This window comes from Roseibium hamelinense (genome assembly GCF_007830545.1).
GTDB classification, from domain to species: domain Bacteria; phylum Pseudomonadota; class Alphaproteobacteria; order Rhizobiales; family Stappiaceae; genus Roseibium; species Roseibium hamelinense.
On the sequence record NZ_VLLF01000002.1, the window covers coordinates 126,109 to 141,357 of the forward strand.

General features: G+C 56.0%; 13 protein-coding genes. 7 read left to right on the forward strand and 6 right to left on the reverse strand.

Annotated elements, in window-relative coordinates; translation table 11 throughout:
- Positions 1–3 precede the first annotated feature (3 nt).
- The gene (locus JM93_RS05405; protein ID WP_145341171.1) at positions 4–2,058 is read left to right on the forward strand and encodes an FUSC family protein; all 2,055 of its coding nucleotides are present in this window, start codon (positions 4–6) and stop codon (positions 2,056–2,058) included.
- 22 nt (positions 2,059–2,080) lie between these two features.
- Here the strand turns inward: JM93_RS05405 and JM93_RS05410 are convergent, their stop codons facing one another.
- Complete coding sequence (locus tag JM93_RS05410; protein WP_145341172.1) at positions 2,081–2,611, reverse strand: aggregation factor core; 531 nt, start codon at positions 2,609–2,611, stop codon at positions 2,081–2,083.
- Positions 2,612–2,808: 197 nt separating this feature from the next.
- On the opposite strand from JM93_RS05410, the gene JM93_RS05415 reads away from it, so the two are divergent.
- The gene (locus JM93_RS05415) at positions 2,809–3,630 is read left to right on the forward strand and encodes a hypothetical protein (protein WP_145341173.1); all 822 of its coding nucleotides are present in this window, start codon (positions 2,809–2,811) and stop codon (positions 3,628–3,630) included.
- 32 nt (positions 3,631–3,662) lie between these two features.
- Here the strand turns inward: JM93_RS05415 and JM93_RS05420 are convergent, their stop codons facing one another.
- Positions 3,663–4,463: a substrate-binding periplasmic protein gene (locus JM93_RS05420; RefSeq protein ID WP_145341174.1), complete on the reverse strand. Its 801-nt coding sequence runs from the start codon at positions 4,461–4,463 to the stop codon at positions 3,663–3,665.
- 130 nt (positions 4,464–4,593) lie between these two features.
- On the opposite strand from JM93_RS05420, the gene JM93_RS05425 reads away from it, so the two are divergent.
- On the forward strand, positions 4,594–5,214 hold the full coding sequence (locus tag JM93_RS05425) for an MOSC domain-containing protein (protein WP_145341175.1): 621 nt from the start codon (positions 4,594–4,596) through the stop codon (positions 5,212–5,214).
- Positions 5,215–5,262: 48 nt separating this feature from the next.
- Here the strand turns inward: JM93_RS05425 and JM93_RS05430 are convergent, their stop codons facing one another.
- From JM93_RS05430 to JM93_RS05440, 3 genes are all read right to left on the reverse strand, one after another.
- Entirely contained in the window at positions 5,263–6,582 is a 1,320-nt protein-coding gene (locus tag JM93_RS05430; protein ID WP_145341176.1) for an alpha/beta hydrolase family protein, read from the reverse strand.
- A gap of 70 nt (positions 6,583–6,652) precedes the next feature.
- Positions 6,653–6,976 carry a DUF2293 domain-containing protein gene (locus tag JM93_RS05435; RefSeq protein WP_145341177.1) on the reverse strand — a complete coding sequence of 108 codons (324 nt, stop codon included), beginning with the start codon at positions 6,974–6,976 and terminating at the stop codon, positions 6,653–6,655.
- A 17-nt stretch (positions 6,977–6,993) separates the two neighbouring features.
- Positions 6,994–8,985, reverse strand: a complete 1,992-nt coding sequence (locus JM93_RS05440; RefSeq protein WP_145341178.1) for a putative bifunctional diguanylate cyclase/phosphodiesterase — start codon at positions 8,983–8,985, stop codon at positions 6,994–6,996.
- Positions 8,986–9,290: 305 nt separating this feature from the next.
- On the opposite strand from JM93_RS05440, the gene cyoA reads away from it, so the two are divergent.
- Genes cyoA through cyoD form a run of 4 tightly spaced genes read left to right on the forward strand, consistent with a single transcriptional unit; the run spans position 9,291 to position 13,164 of the window.
- A complete protein-coding gene (gene cyoA, locus JM93_RS05445; RefSeq protein ID WP_244300766.1) occupies positions 9,291–10,202 on the forward strand; it encodes a ubiquinol oxidase subunit II in 912 nt (303 codons plus the stop codon).
- Positions 10,202–12,241 carry a cytochrome o ubiquinol oxidase subunit I gene (gene cyoB / locus JM93_RS05450; protein ID WP_145341179.1) on the forward strand — a complete coding sequence of 680 codons (2,040 nt, stop codon included), beginning with the start codon at positions 10,202–10,204 and terminating at the stop codon, positions 12,239–12,241. Before cyoA ends, cyoB begins: the two co-directional genes overlap by 1 nt.
- Positions 12,242–12,847 (forward strand): cytochrome o ubiquinol oxidase subunit III, encoded by a 606-nt coding sequence (gene cyoC, locus JM93_RS05455; RefSeq protein ID WP_145341180.1) that lies wholly within the window; start codon positions 12,242–12,244, stop codon positions 12,845–12,847.
- Positions 12,848–12,858: 11 nt separating this feature from the next.
- Positions 12,859–13,164, forward strand: coding sequence for a cytochrome o ubiquinol oxidase subunit IV (gene cyoD / locus JM93_RS05460; RefSeq protein WP_145341181.1), 306 nt, complete (start codon positions 12,859–12,861; stop codon positions 13,162–13,164).
- 2 nt (positions 13,165–13,166) lie between these two features.
- Here the strand turns inward: cyoD and JM93_RS05465 are convergent, their stop codons facing one another.
- Entirely contained in the window at positions 13,167–15,071 is a 1,905-nt protein-coding gene (locus JM93_RS05465; RefSeq protein ID WP_170230543.1) for a flavin monoamine oxidase family protein, read from the reverse strand.
- Between the last annotated feature and the right edge of the window lie 178 nt (positions 15,072–15,249).

Genomic DNA, 15,249 nt, shown 5'->3' on the forward strand with positions numbered 1-15,249 from the left:
GCAATGAGGAAAATACAGGGGCTCGATCCGGGCGGTTTGCGGCTCGTTCGTGGGTTCCGGCTTGTTGCCGGAATGATGGGTGCGGGCGTACTGGGGACGCATATTGGAGCGCTTCTTCCGGCACTTCGGGTCCCGGATTTGAGCGTGGTCTGCGCTGTTGTTGCGCTTTTGTTGCAGGTTTTCACACAGCCCGCTTCTCGAACAATAGAACTTGCACATCTTTGGATCAACGGCGCCGTTTTCACTGGAATTTTGTCGCTTTCGGTGCCGATTCGCCTCGTTGTGCCTGACGGTCACGATCTGATCCTGCAGATCCTTTGGGTGTTCGTTATCGCATTTGGCTTTTTCCTGCGCCGCTACGGGCCGTTTTTTGAACGGCTGGGGATTTTGGTGGCACTTGCATGGTTGCTGATTGTCGGGCTTCATCCGCCCATGCACTTGGCGGTCTGGTTTCCGCTTGCTGGGCTGGTATCTGTCTGCGTGGTATCCGTCCTTGTTGCCATTTTGCCAAGACCGTCTCCGATTAAGGTTTTGCGGCTGGTGGAGAGGTCTTTAGGGCGTGCCCTTGCAAACAATCTCATCGCGCTCGCCCGGGGCGATGTGCCAAGTGCTGACCGCCAGGCACAGATCCTGCACGCCCTGAAAGAAAAGAGGTCCGAACTAACCCTGGCAGTCGAGTCCGCTGCACGGGCAGGGGCGATCGAAACGCCGGAACCGTCGATTATTCTGTCCCGCTCATCAAAACAGATCCTGGCTCTGTCCGTGGTCATGGATGCGCTTGAGAAATTGTCCGAAGTCACGCGCGCGGAGCTCTTGGCGTCTGAAGTGTTTCAAGCAGCTATCAAGGAAGTGGTGACTGTCACGCGAGGCGGGAAGCGCAGCGGTGCACTGCCCGAACTGTCGCAGTCCGCGTGGCTGCCCGAAAACCGTGAGCGATCACGCACGGACCGGTTCCGGTTTCTGAGGCTTTATCAAGGGCTCAAACGTTTGTCGCTCATTGCAACCGCGGAAAACGTTGAGCCAGCGCAGGCAGGAATTCCGCTTCCCAGAGGCGTATCAGCTGCTCCGCACATTTCTCCCTCTGCGCGGTTGGCGCTGCAGGGCGGGCTCGCTGCCGGGATTACCGTTGCCATTGGGCACGTCCTGGACCTGAAGCATGCCTACTGGACGACCATGACGGTGATCCTCGTCTTGTCCAACAGCCTGGGGCAAACTCTGCGCAGGTCCATTGAGCGGGTTGCCGGCACTGTCATCGGAGTCGGCATAGCCTTTGGCGCATTTGTTTTTTGGCAGCAGGCCCCTGATGTCCTTGGCGCATTGGCGCTTGCGGCGTTTATGTTCATATTCATTGCAATGGAGCGGAGTTATATGGCGGGCTCCATTATCATCGGCTTTTGCGCGGTCTTAGGTCTTCACCTCGTGTCGGGGATTGGCACCGCCGGAATGCTTGAACGGGTTTATGACACGGCAATTGGAGCGGCCGCCGGCTTCGTGGTTTCAATCCTAGTCTTCCCGATCAAAACCGATACCCGTATTAAGACCGGGCTCGAAAGCCTGTTGTCCGAGGCGAAGCGTTTGGTCAGTTCCCGCGCCGCGGAAGAGGCCAATTCGGTCAAGGCCGGGCGGGTTCTTGTGGCGAATGTGAGCAGTTTTGCCGCCCAGCTGTCCACTTTTCGCGATGAGCAGGTGGTCCTTTCGGCAACCACCATTAAGAGCCGGGAGTTTCTGGCTTCGCTGGAGACGCTTGCGGATTACACGGCATTGTTTTGCCAGTCGCGTTTCATCGTGATCAAAAACGACGAACTGAGCGGTTATCAACCCTTGCTGGATGATCTCGAAGCGGCGCTTGTCGCGGCTTTTGACGCTGCGCGATCCGGTAAACCCGTCCCTGATGTCGAGGCAGTGGCCGATAACTGGCGAGACCATCTGCCGCTGGATGATGAAAGCCAAACGGTGCAGCTCGCGGAACTGGTGAACCTTGTCTACTTCGCCCGCAAGATCGTCGCCGGGCTGACCAGTTTAACAGATGATCCGATTTTCCGCTTTATCCTGCGCTAGTTCAAAGTGTTGACGTCAGCCTTTACGAAACGCAGCCCGCAAAGTTGACTAGGGCTTTGCCGTCGGTGCCGAATTCGCCATTCACAGGCGGGGCGCCATTGGCAGACAGAAAAACCTGTCCGCCTGCGATTTCAGAGCCGTCGATCCGGGTTTGCCCAAGCGCACTTGCAGGCAGTGTGTCGTCAACATCAATCGTGAATTCCACGATCGCGCCCGGCCTCAGATCAGTTACAGCCATTTCAATCCGTTGATCGCCGTCTGAAGGGATACGATCGATCCGCAGCAGCTCCTGGCCCTTGACCAGCTCGAACGGCTGGTAGACGCTCACACCCGCGCCGTTTCCGGTGGTGTCGAAGATGAGCTTGCCCGCTGAGCCTGACAGGTCCAGCTGGAGTTCAAACGGCCCGGTGGAACAGCCGCTATCGTTCCGTATTTCAAATCGGTCTTTTGGCGCGCTTTCGCTGAATTCAATGGTGACACCCGCGTTGGCTGCGCCGCTGGCAGCAGCGGCGAATACACATGCAAGCAGGAACGGGACGGAATGAAACTGCATTGGACTGGCCTCTCATGATGCATGCCTTACGCAAATTTAATGCGATCGGACCAGAAACGGGCGCTTTGTGTGGTTAATCTAAGCTTCCTGCTGCAGCGAAACCTGTGTTTCGCATCACATGGCGATCATAAACACTGTGAAATAGTACAGACAGGATGCAGCCACACCGGCCGCGAAGTTAGGAAGTGAGTGGAAACATGAGACGATTATCCATCCTTTGTGCCTCCGCCATGATCGGGTTGTCTTCAACCGCCGTTCTGGCTCAGCAAACCGTTCCGGCCAATGCGGATCCGACACCACCGCCAACCTATGATTATGTCCAGCAAGCTGGCGGCATGACCTATGATGGCCAGACAACGCTCACCCTGACCGATGCATCCCCGACCATCCTGTATTTCAGCGACCGGCCCTACCGGGTTGCCGGTCAATTGGACAAGGCTTCGTTCTCGCAGTTCTGGACGGCGCCAGATGGATTTGCCAATCAGCCGCCCAATGCCGCTGTCAGCATCCTTGGGAAGACCGATGAAGCTCCGGCCTTTGTAGAGCTGATATCCTCCACGGTCGATGGCTCAAGCGTGGTTTATGAAATCAAGCTTTTGCGCGGCACCTTGCCAGATCAGGCGGACAATGTTGCTCTGTTTATTGACCGGGGTCCCGGTCCGCGCCACCATGGTGCGGGAGCTCCGCTGCCACACCGTGGTGCGGGCGCGCCGCCACCCCGCCAAGGTGTTGGGTTTGAGCCTTACGGACCCTATTGCTATCACGCACCTCAAGATCCGCGGTGCCGGGCTTATCATCCGTACCACCCTTATCACCCGTACCATCCGTACTACCCGCCCTACGGTCCCTATTACCATCCGGGGGCGGCCTATGCTGCTGGTGTTGCGACGGGTGCGGCGATGGCAAACGCAAACAAACCTGCTTACTACTACTATCCAATCCCGACCGGCCCGCTGCCGCCGAATTGCTACATCAATTCGTCGCACACGCAGATGGTCTGCACAGTGCCCCTCCAGTGACGCAAAAAAAGCGGATCGCAAGATCCGCTTTTTCAGTTTGTCGAAGTTTTGGAATAGATTTGCCGTATGATCTCGTCATACCGTCCGGATCGCTTGAGCTCCGACAACGCCAGGTGAAACTCGGTCAGAAATGCTTCTCCGGCAAGGTCGTTGAAGCGTTCTGACAACCCTAAGAAAACGGCTTCGTCGCTTACGGGAACAATTTTTCGAATGGCGTGATAAGCGCGTGCCTCAATGATGCTGTCGGCTGCGGTTTCGTCCTGAACATAACAATCGATGCGATGGGACTGAAGTTTTCGCAGGTTTGACGCGGTGCCGCTGTCTTCTTCAAGCATGATATCGCCGCGTTCAACCATCTCAAAAAACACCGGACCGGGAGTTTGATAACCGGTGTTGTTGCCAAAAACCAAACCCTTGAAACCCAGGGGGTAGTCATTGCTTGCTGGCTGCGCATCCCTGTGGCAGTAGACAAAGACGCGCTCATTGAACATCGGGTTTGAGTAGCGTGCGATCCAGGGACGCGCTGCCGGCTTGTGGTAGGTGCCGGACAAAACATCCGCCTGAGAAGTGCTCGTGAGGAAAAGAGCCCGCTTCCAGGGAACGGCATCGATATGGATCTCAAAGCTGGGCATCAAAGTGCCGGCTTCCCGCACCAAAGCGGCGTAGAGCCCCGCGGCGCCTGTTTGGGAACTCATCATGAATGGCGGAAAGTTGCTGTCTTGCACCACCCGGACATGGATCGGGGGCGAAAGTGCCTCTTCGGCGGATGGTGTGCCCATGAAAGCCGCAAACACAATTGCAAGACCCAACAGCGCCTTGATCTGCTTCAACACAACCGCTCTCCTTGTGGCGCTGCAAAAGCTATCATTCACAGTTTAAATCTATCCTTCAATTGGTTACGGATATTCTTTGATCATATTAGCATCCGTGCAACCTTCATGCGCGCAGAAGTAGGATTTTTTCATGCCGGCCGACTTGTTTGGACACGAAGACATCGAACCTGCCCACTTTACCAAGAGACAAAAACTGCCCGGAAAGGTGGAGGAGGTACTCAAAACGCTAAGTCCGGAAGACTTCCAAACCAAACCGGTAGAAGGTCTCGATTTGACCTTTGAGGGCATCCCGGGGGACCGTCATGCAGGCTTTACGCGCAGGTCTGGCGGGCGGGAGCCTTGGTATGCACGTGGGACGGAAATGTGCAATGAGCGCCAAGTCTCGATCCTATCGATCGAAGAGATGGACGAGATCGCAAAACGTATGAAGATCCCAAAACTTGCAGCTGGCTGGATCGGCGCAAATATCGTCACCAGCGGCCTGGTGAGACTGTCTTTGATCCCGCCGCGCACACGTCTCGTCTTCGAAGGAGGTGTGGTTGTCCGGGTTGACGGAGACAATGTCCCCTGCCGGATAGCCGGCGGCGCAATTGCCGAACATGTCCCGGGGCGGGAGGGGCTTGATCTTCTGTTTCCAAAGGTGGCGCGGCGGCTGCGCGGGCTGGTTGGTTTCATTGAAGTTCCAGGCAAAATCAAAGCCGGCGAAACCGTGACCGCGCATGTGCCGGAACAGTGGATCTACAAACCTTGAAGGACCGAGCGCGCCCGGCGGTTCATTGCTCCACCGGGCCTGCTTTTGTCATTTTGCATTCTGGTCTTTGCTCAGTGTTTCGAACCTGAGCCCCTTGGCCGTACGGTCGGCGAACCCGGCCCAATACGTGTGACTGTCGGTCGGGAAACCGTCCTCTGACACGGCGTGGACGCCGTCCTCCGCCTTCGGGACCAGATCAAGATAGGCCGCCTTGTCGGTGTCGCCCTTGATATGAAGATCCATGAACGCCGTCGTGAAGTGTTGAAGGATGTTGTTCATCCGGACCGAATCCCAGACCGCATCGGCATAGTGTTCAAATGGAGACCAGCCGAGCGTCTCGCTAAAGAAATAGGATTCGGCCGGTGCCGGTATGGGAGCGGCAGCGTTGTGATTTGCGCTGACAAAGGTCAGCAGGTGACGGTCAGCTCCCGTGCCTTCTTCCCAAAGTCTTCGTATCCCGCCTTCGTAGCCGGAGATGTCGTCTTCACTACCGGCCACAAACAGTGTCGGCACGCGCAGTCCTGCCATTCCATCCGCGTTCCAAAAATCGCGCTCCCGGCCCCATGGACCAATTGCAACAATGGCTGCCAGCCGGTCATCTACCAGCGCCTCGTGGCTGTCTGATCCGGCAAGATGCCGGGCAAGCGTGGTTCCCGGCGCCCCCCAATCATAATCGACGGCTACGTCAGTCACACCAGCGCCTGCGGCAATCAAGGCGCCATAGCCTCCCATCGAATAGCCGATCAGGCCGGTTCTTTCCGTGTCGACCAGGCCATTGAGCGGGCCGCCTGCCTCCGTGCTCAAGCGCTCCAACTCATCGAGGACAAAAATCTGATCAAGCGGCCGGTTGACCAGTGTGGATCCGAATGCCGCCTTATCGCGATAGGTCGAATCTGTGTGGTCTATCGATACGGTGACATAACCTTTTGATGCCAGATTTTCAGCAAGATGGCTCATCAAAAACCTGTTGCCGGGATACCCGTGCGACACCAGCACCAGGGGGTAGGGAGCGCCGGTCCGGTCCGGCTCCGCACCGGCCGCGGATATGCCATGAAGAACCACTTCGGTTTCGCCATCGCGCAAGAAGGTCGCCATCGGTGTGGGGGCAGCGTTCCGTTGCGCAGGATAATACACCTCGACGGTCAACCGGCGGTCGTAGATTGGCAGGTCACCGGTATCCCCGACGTTGAGGATGTCAATCTGATCCGGGTTGGTCAGCTCAAGTGTCAGCCGGCCAACGCCGTGGTCTCCATGTTTTGCCAGCTCGGGCGCGTCCGGACGGATTGTGTCGATCCGGTTCTGTGCCGCGTGAGCTGTGCCAATCAAAGGGAGCATAAAAGCAAGGTTTAAAAACAATCGAAAGCGCATGATGAATGCCTCATGTTGGAATGGCGGGCACGCATCTATGGTATCTTTGGTTGCGGTCTGCGGCTAGGTTCTATTCGGGAACAACATCTTCTTCGGTTTCTTCGATCTGCCGGTTGCAGCCCCAGTCCCGAAGACAGTCATTCATGTCGTCTACGACGAAAAAACGCGCTGCATCCCGGTCATAGGCATCGTCAAGCAGAAGGTCGTAGTCTGTATGATTGTGGCGAATATGGCTCGTCGTTGCCTGCCAAAGTGCAATGGAGGGCGGCAAATGCCGGAGATGGCCGGCAAGGGCCCGTTCCAAGATGTCTTCGGCATCTGAAAAGGGAACTCTGGGCAGCAGGGCGCGCAGGGCTTTGCGCATCTCTTTTTGGCGCTTTGTCCCTCCGGCCACGAGGCTTCCTTCCAATATTATCCGTTTGCGGACCGTGCTTGTGTCCGTGGCAAGGCGAGTGGCAGTCCGGCAATTTCTCCGGATGCGTTCAGGTCTGCGACCACATTGGCAGCCGGCATGGGGCGGGCAAAGAAATAACCCTGGACCTGACTACAGCCAAGCTTGCGCAGCTCAATCGCCTGCCATTCTTCCTCAACACCCTCGACCACGCAAGACAGCTTCATGGCATTGCAAAGGGCAATTACCGAAGAGACCACCTTGTGGCCACCGCTTTCGCCCAACGCAGATACAAAGCTGCGGTCGACCTTTACACCGTCAATCGGGAGGCGGTGCAAATAGCCGAGGCTGGAATACCCGGTTCCGAAATCATCCAGCACGATACGGGCACCTGCTTCGCGCAGCCGATGAAGGGAGGCGTTTGCGGTCTCATAGTCAGCGATGACCGCCGTTTCCGTGATTTCAAACGAAACCCGCTCCGGGTCCATCACCCGTCGGCCGATCGCGGACAACAGCGCATCAACGGTCTCCGGATTGCTGATGTCATGCGCCGACAGATTGAACGACAGGACAGGTAAATCGGGCATCTGAAGCAGACTGTCGAGCGCAGTGTTGAACAACGAGACCGTAAGCCGCTGAATTTGCCCGCACCGTTCAGCAACCGGAATGAAGCGTGCCGGCGGCACAGGCCCCAGGCTGGGGCTGTTCCAGCGGGCCAGCGATTCAAAGCCCTTGATCCTATTCTTGCGCAGGCAAATGATCGGTTGGAAAAATACCTGAAACTCGGTGTCTAGGTCGGCGCGCTGCAAGGCGCTCTCAATGGCCCGTTCCGATTTGATCGTTGCTTCGTGGGCTGATGAATAGACAGTGCTTTGACCGCGCCGGTTGGTTTTCGAGTTGTACAATGCGTAGTCCGAACGATCGAACAAGACCGGTCCATTGGTACCGGCGTCCGGATAAATAGCGAGCCCGCACGAGCAGCCGATCGCAACCGGCGTTTCGCCAATTTGATAGGGCGCGGAGAGCGCCGTGCAAATCTTCTGGCCAAATGCTTCCAGTTCGTCCAGCGCGCCGAAATAGAGCAAACCGAATTCATCGCCGCCGAGCCGGGTCACCTGGGCCTTTTCAGACACAAATTCTCTCAGCCTGTCCCCAACCATGGTGAGAAGGATGTCTCCAAACTGGTGCCCATAGGTGTCGTTTACGAGCTTGAACCGGTCCAGATCCAGCACACCAACGGCAAAGCTGCTTTGGTTGGCTGCATGCTGCTCAATCTGGCGATCGACCTCGTTGAAGAAATACCGCCGGTTCGGCAGGTTTGTCAGGGCATCAGTGTGCGCGAGCCGCGCGTTTTCTGCACTCAAACGTTCTGTTTCTTCGTTTTTCGCGGCCAGATCGGCTTGGGACCGGATCAGCTTTGTAAAGGCTGTATAGCCGTTCAGAAGCACGGTGATCATCACCAGGCAGACCAGGAGGATGTTCAAGGCAATCGCGATGTAGACGTCTTCACCCTGGCTGACGTAATGCATCATGTAGGGCAGGGTCACGACCGCCATGACGCCAAGGGCGGCCTGGGGAAGATACATCAGGCAAAAGATGCAGCCGACGACCGTTATCGCAATAAACAGCGCGACATGACCACGTTGCATCGGGCCGCCATAGGAGTCGAGCGCGAGCGACCATGCGATATAAAATCCGCCAAGGACAACTGATAGAAAAAGCGTCCGCCTGAGCTCCCGGATAACTATGACCGGATCTGTCGGCACATCCTTGCGGCGCAACCACGTGATCATGCGGAAACTGCTGATCGACACAAGGGGGATCAACACACCCAGTACCAGTGCGTGGGGTGCAATTGAGTAGTGGGTGTAGGCAACCGCACAGGCATTCACAATGAGAAGTGCATATAAAAGTGGAATTTGCCGCCGCATCTCCCGGTATTGCGCAAGCGCAATTGTTGGGTGCGCCGGATCAATAAAAAGCCATGCTGTGAAGTCTTTTAGTTTTTGCATGCGTATCTCCCCATCCCTAGAGGAGAGACCAAGAGTCTTAAAAAAAATGCTTATTATTGATATGCATTTTCTTCGGAACCGCATCTTCTTGCGCAACGGGCTCTCATCAACGTGACAGGAGGCACTGTCGGTGCCGTTTTTGCGGCGCACGCATTCCACCTTGGACCGTATATTACAGCTCCAGTGTTTCGCCGCCCGCACGAGCACCGCGCGGTTTTTGCAAAATCGGGCCTTCTTATACGGTCACGACTCCGTTACGCTTTGCGGTGACAATGGAAATTGATTGTCTGAAAAGGTGGCGCCCTGTGACCCACATTATGTTTTTGCGGCCTTTGATACGTGGCGTTGGCCCACTGTTCTTGTTTCTCGCTTTGTCCGGCTGTGCCTTGTCTGACGCGCCGATCCTCTATCCCAAAGGGCCGATCGCGCTCGCGCAGCGCAACCTTCTGTTTGATGCCTTTTGGCTGATGATGATTGTTGCGATCCCGGTTTATGTGCTGACCATTGCCTTTTTGATCCGCTACCGGCGCGAAAACAAATCCGCCGCCTATGCGCCGGATTGGGAAGGATCCTGGAAATACGAAACCGTTATTTGGTCCGTACCGGCGATCATCGTCGTGGCCATCGGTTTTCTGCTTTGGGAAGGCACCCACAAACTCGATCCCTACAAAAAGATTGTCTCGGACAAACCCGCCTTTCAAGTGCAAGCAGTGGCGCTGGATTGGAAGTGGTTGTTCATATACCCCGAGCTGGGCGTGGCCAGCGTCAACGAGCTCGCTTTTCCTGCGGACCGCCCGCTCAGCGTTGAAATTACCTCCGATACGGTGATGAATTCTTTCATGATTCCGGCGCTAGGAGGCCAGATCTATGCCATGGCGGGGATGCGCAGTGAACTTAATTTGCTGGCAGATGAACCGGGCGTCTTTACCGGGCGGAATACGATGTATTCGGGCGATGGATACTCGGACCAGTATTTTCAGGCACATGCCATGACCGAGAGCGATTTTTCCGACTGGTCGGACAAGGTGAAAGCCTCAGCATCCACGCTGGATGCTCCGACCTACGTTGAATTGCACAAACAAAGCATTGCCGATCCGGTGACCTACTATTCGTCATATGAGCCGGGCCTATTCAAAATCATTCTTCGCAAATATGCGCCGGTTGTCGGCCCCTATGAAAGCGAAGCTGCCGAACTGATTTGCCGGGGGGCTGCCTGATGCTCGGACGTCTGACAATCGACGCGTTGCCGTTTTACAGCTGGGTCGCGATGGGCGGTGCGGCCGTCACTGTGGGCGGCGGCATCGCGGCTTTTTTGCTTGTCACCTATCTCAAGGCGTGGAAGGCGCTGTGGTTCGACTGGCTGACCAGTGTCGATCACAAGAAAATCGGCATCATGTATATCGTGCTGGCTCTGGTAATGCTGGTACGCGGCTTCGTCGACGCGATCATGATGCGTGCCCAGCAGGCCATTGCGCTGAACAATGAAGGATATCTGCCGCCTGAACACTTCGAGCAGATTTTCTCATCGCATGGCACCATCATGATCTTTTTCGTCGCCATGCCGTTCCTGACCGGCTTGATCAACATTGTTGTTCCTCAGCAGATCGGCGCCCGGGATGTTGCCTTTCCCTTTCTGAACTCCTTCAGCTTTTTCATGACAGCAGCGGGAGCTGCGCTTGTTTTGGTCTCGCTCGTGGTTGGCAAGTTCTCGCAAGCGGGCTGGACCGGCTATCCGCCCTATTCGGGCATTGAATACAGTCCCGGGGTCGGCGTTGACTATTGGATCTGGGCGCTTTTGGTCAGTGGAGTCGGCAGCACGCTCACCGGGATCAACTTCATTGTCACGATAATAAAAAACCGTTGCCCGGGGATGACTTACATGCGGATGCCGCTATTCACCTGGACGGCTTTGTGTATTTCGATCCTGATGGCGTTTGCGTTCCCCGCTCTGACTGTGGTTGCTCTCCAGCTGGCACTGGACCGCACGCTCGGGTTTCACTTCTTTACCAATGGCGATGGCGGCAACATGATGATGTTTGCCAACCTGTTGTGGATCTGGGGGCATCCGGAGGTCTACATTCTGATCCTTCCGGCCTTCGGCATCTTTTCCGAAGTTGTCGCCACCTTCTCACGCAAGCGGCTGTTTGGTTATGCGTCGCTGGTCTATGCGACTGCCTGCATCGCCATCCTGTCGTTTACGGTATGGCTGCACCACTTTTTTACAATGGGATCTTCGGCGAATGTGAATGCCGTATTCGGCATCGCCACGATGATCATCGCCGTTCCGACCGGCGTCAAAATCTTCGACTGGCTCTTCACCATGTACCGGGGCCGGATTGAGTTTCACCCAGCGATGGTGTTCACCATCGGCTTCATGGTGACGTTTGTGATCGGCGGGGTGACGGGTGTCCTGCTGGCGCTGCCACCGGCAGACTATCTGATGCACAATTCCACCTTCCTTGTGGCGCATTTTCACAACATGCTGATCCCTGGAGCCTTGTTCGGCTATTTCGCCGGTATGAACTACTGGTTTCCGAAAGCGTTCGGCTTTAAGCTGAACGAAAAGTGGGGCATCCGGTCGTTCTGGTGTTGGATCATCGGATTCTATCTTGCGTTCATGCCGCTTTACGTGCTCGGCTTCATGGGAATGACCCGGCGAATGGAGCACTACCAGGACCCGAATTGGCAACCGTATCTGATTGTTGCGGCGCTTGGCGCGGTCTTCGTTCTGTTCGGCATCATCTGCATCGGCATTCAGCTTTATGTCAGTGCGAAAGAGTGGGGATCGTCCAAGGATGTGACCGGGGATCCCTGGAACGGCCGGACGCTGGAATGGGCGACGTCATCGCCACCAGCGCCGTATAATTTCGCGGTCATCCCGGAAGTGCGCGACCTTGATGCCTTCCACGATATGAAGCTGCGCGGACAGGCATACCAGGCACCGTCTGGCTATGAAGACATTGTCATGCCGAAAAACACTTGGCTTGGACCGGTCATGGGCGTTCTTGGCTTCCTGCTGGGATTTGCCATGGTCTGGTATATCTGGTGGCTTGCAGCGCTGTGTTTCGTGGCCAGTCTGGTATGCGTGGGTATCCGGGCCTGCGATGACGATACAGAGTTCGTATTGCCGGCCGCAGAAGTAGCGCGGATCGAGGGCGCAAGGCTTGCGGCGATTGCGCCGGGTGACCTTCACGACATGCGCGAGTTTGCCCCGCGCGGTGCCGCCACGGGCGCGATTCTGCCGGGGAGTGCTTGAATGACCAACACACTCCAGCAAGAAGCCGTTCTGGCGCACGAAGAGCAAAAATCACTAGAGGCTCGGGAGTTTGGCTTTTGGGTCTATCTGATGACCGATGCCATCATCTTCGCTCTTTTGTTCGCGACCTATGTGGTTCTGAGCAACAACTCGGCGGCTGGCCCGACGGCCAAGGAGCTGTTCGACTTGCGGCACACGGCCAGTGAAACGGCTTTGTTGCTGCTTTCCAGTCTGACATTCGGATTCGCAACGATTGCCATGCACGAAGACCGGGCAGGGCAGGTGGTGAAGTGGCTTGTTATTTCCGTTGGTCTCGGCCTCGGGTTCCTGGCGATGGAACTGGTCGAGTTTTACGGAATGATACAAAAGGGCGCGGGGCCTGAAGTCAGCGGGTTCCTGTCTGCCTTCTTTACGCTTGTAGGGACCCACGGACTTCATGTGGCATTTGGATCGATAGGCATCTTTGTGATGATCGGCCAGGTGCTGTCCAAGGGGCTTACCCTGCCGGTGCGTTCGCGGCTCATTCGCCTCGGCTTGTTCTGGCACTTCCTCGACATTGTCTGGATCGGGATCTTCTCGGTCGTTTATCTGCCCGGCGTGATGTAGGAGACAGCGCAATGGATCATTCCGAAATCCCGAGCCGCTCAACCTATCTCAACGGCTTTTTTCTAGCTGTCGTGCTAACGGCGATCCCGTTCGGCATTGTGTGGGCAGAGCTGCTCACGGGAACCGCCGCCTATGTGGTGATTGCGGTTGCTGCCGTGCTGCAGGTCATGGTGCATCTTGTCTTCTTCTTGCACATGAATTTCAAATCGACGCCAGGCGAAAACATGTTCTTCCTCGCCTTTGCTGGCGTTCTGATTTGCATCATGGTGGGCGGAAGCCTTTGGATCATGATCGATCTGCATCATCGGATGATGTAGTGCTATTCAGCGGCATGAAGGCGTGCGCCTCTGCGCCCGCTTCCGCCGTAGTCGAAGGCATCTGCGTCAATGGTCATAGGGCTCTGCCCGTCTGCGGTATGGACCGATCCACCGAGTGAGTGCACCACGGCGGTTGCTGCGTTTAGAGCGGTCCGCAGACCGGCTTCTATCCAGCCGGATGACCAGTCGATGCAGTCGCCGGCCAGATACACTCCGGAGTCTCGCTCTGTTCCCGCTTTCTGATAGTCGAAGAACAGCCTCTGCATGTAGGGGTCCTGACCGGGGGGCGACAATTTAAAGGCACCGTGCTGGAACGGCTCGTCCTGCCAGCAGATGCAGGCGACATTCTCGTCGAAATCATCATTGAGCGGGCGCAGATTTTCCGACCAAGCGGCAACTTCCGGTCCCATTTGGGTCTGAAGGACACCAAGCATTGTCTCAACCGCCTGCTTTTTCAAGGAAATCTCGCCGGCACATTTGCCAACAGCCTGGAGCTTGACGGCATCCGCGAGCCAAGTGTAGCTGAGAAAACAAACGGCGGTGTCGTCCTCGCCATAATCTAGGGTGTAAATCTGCTTGACCGCTGAGTCCGTGAGCAATACGCGCGGCGCATCCGGGTTGTCCTTCCAGAATTTGCGGATTCGGACTGCAATTTTATTTGAGGGAATGACTTGAACGGTCTTCACCGCTTCTGCGACATCCGCTTGCAGGACCGGTTTCCCGATCTGTGCAGCTCCCGCAGGAAAATAGGACGTGACATTCGTGCCAAGCTCCATGGCGCGTGTTGTTGTTGCAAGTACCACACGCTGATAAGGCGCCCCATCGTTGAGGGGGCCTTTGAACTGGCTTTCAAGCCGCACACTTCCGCGTTCGGTTGGCTCAATCGAGCAGACGGGTGTGTTCAGGAATAGGTGTCCGCCCTCAGCTTCAAACCGTGCAGCGAGCCCTTTTGCCAACTCTTCTATGCCGCAGGGCATTTGCCGCTGGGAATCAACCAGTCCGTTGATTACCAGGCGGATGATCTCCAAAAAGGAGGCTGGGAAAATCGGGCCGAAGCCGCCGGAACCAATCCCGAGTTCGGCAAACCGCCCGACGTCTTCGAAGGTCCAGATTGACTGTCCGGGCACAGCCCAATTGTCGCTGGAGCCATGCCTGGCAAAGATCCGGTAAAGCCCTTCGACCAAAGAGGTGGTGGAAAACGTATCAAGCCATGTTTGCCAGGCTTGGCGGGCGCGCATTTCCCAATGCGCTGCTTGGTCCGTCAAACCTGCCTGGCGCGCAAAAGCGGCCTGTTGGAGAATCCGGCGGATTTTGAGCGGTGCCGTCAGCACCTGCTGGCCGGAGCGGATGCTGGTGACGCCTTTTTGCATCAGCGAACGCCAGCCGGTATGTACCTTGCCAAACCCCGCCGGAAACGGACTGTTTGCCCCCTCCCAGATTTGAGGTTGTTCATTCTTGTAGCAAATGAATGTTTTCAGAACCCCTGGATCGGGAAACAACGGAAGGTCGGTCAGCTTGAGGCCCAGGATTTCCTGAAGATACTGGTCAAGCAGAAACTCGGTGGGCGGAAAACGCATGGCGCCGAGTTCGAAAACGTCCCGGGACCAGTTGGGACTTCCCTTTGCGGAGTAAAGCCTCCCTCCGATTCGCCCGGTTGCTTCAAAAAGATCGACGCGGCATCCGGACCTGACCAGTTCAAGTCCCGCTGTGAGGCCGGATATGCCAGCACCAATGACAGCCACTTGGGGTGCCCCTTGCACCATTCCGACACTGGCCGTGTTCGTTCGCCAATTGGCGTAGTCAAAGCCAGGTGTATCGACGAAGCTTTGCCGCGGCACTGGCGGAAGCCGCAGCTTTTGCTGCGTGACGTTTGGACGGGTACCTTGCGTTAGGCCAAAGTGTTCCATGCGCAAATCCAATTGCATATTTAGTTGATGCAATCATAAATAATATTTTGCGCAAATATCGAGTCTAAAACTGTTTGAAATTGATGTCTTCAATAAATATAGATCGATTTTTTCTGTATAAATTCTTGTAAATTGTAGATACATTGAAAAATAATCAAAAATAGATGTAATTATCATG

Coding starts and splice junctions, on each gene's coding strand:
- JM93_RS05465 (WP_170230543.1), bottom strand. CDS start 15,071: ATGGAACACTTTGGCCTAACGCAAGGTACCCGTCCAAACGTCACGCAG.
- JM93_RS05405 (WP_145341171.1), top strand. CDS start 4: ATGAGGAAAATACAGGGGCTCGATCCGGGCGGTTTGCGGCTCGTTCGT.
- cyoB (WP_145341179.1), top strand. CDS start 10,202: ATGCTCGGACGTCTGACAATCGACGCGTTGCCGTTTTACAGCTGGGTC.
- cyoC (WP_145341180.1), top strand. CDS start 12,242: ATGACCAACACACTCCAGCAAGAAGCCGTTCTGGCGCACGAAGAGCAA.
- JM93_RS05415 (WP_145341173.1), top strand. CDS start 2,809: ATGAGACGATTATCCATCCTTTGTGCCTCCGCCATGATCGGGTTGTCT.
- JM93_RS05425 (WP_145341175.1), top strand. CDS start 4,594: ATGCCGGCCGACTTGTTTGGACACGAAGACATCGAACCTGCCCACTTT.
- JM93_RS05410 (WP_145341172.1), bottom strand. CDS start 2,611: ATGCAGTTTCATTCCGTCCCGTTCCTGCTTGCATGTGTATTCGCCGCT.
- JM93_RS05440 (WP_145341178.1), bottom strand. CDS start 8,985: ATGCAAAAACTAAAAGACTTCACAGCATGGCTTTTTATTGATCCGGCG.
- JM93_RS05430 (WP_145341176.1), bottom strand. CDS start 6,582: ATGCGCTTTCGATTGTTTTTAAACCTTGCTTTTATGCTCCCTTTGATT.
- cyoD (WP_145341181.1), top strand. CDS start 12,859: ATGGATCATTCCGAAATCCCGAGCCGCTCAACCTATCTCAACGGCTTT.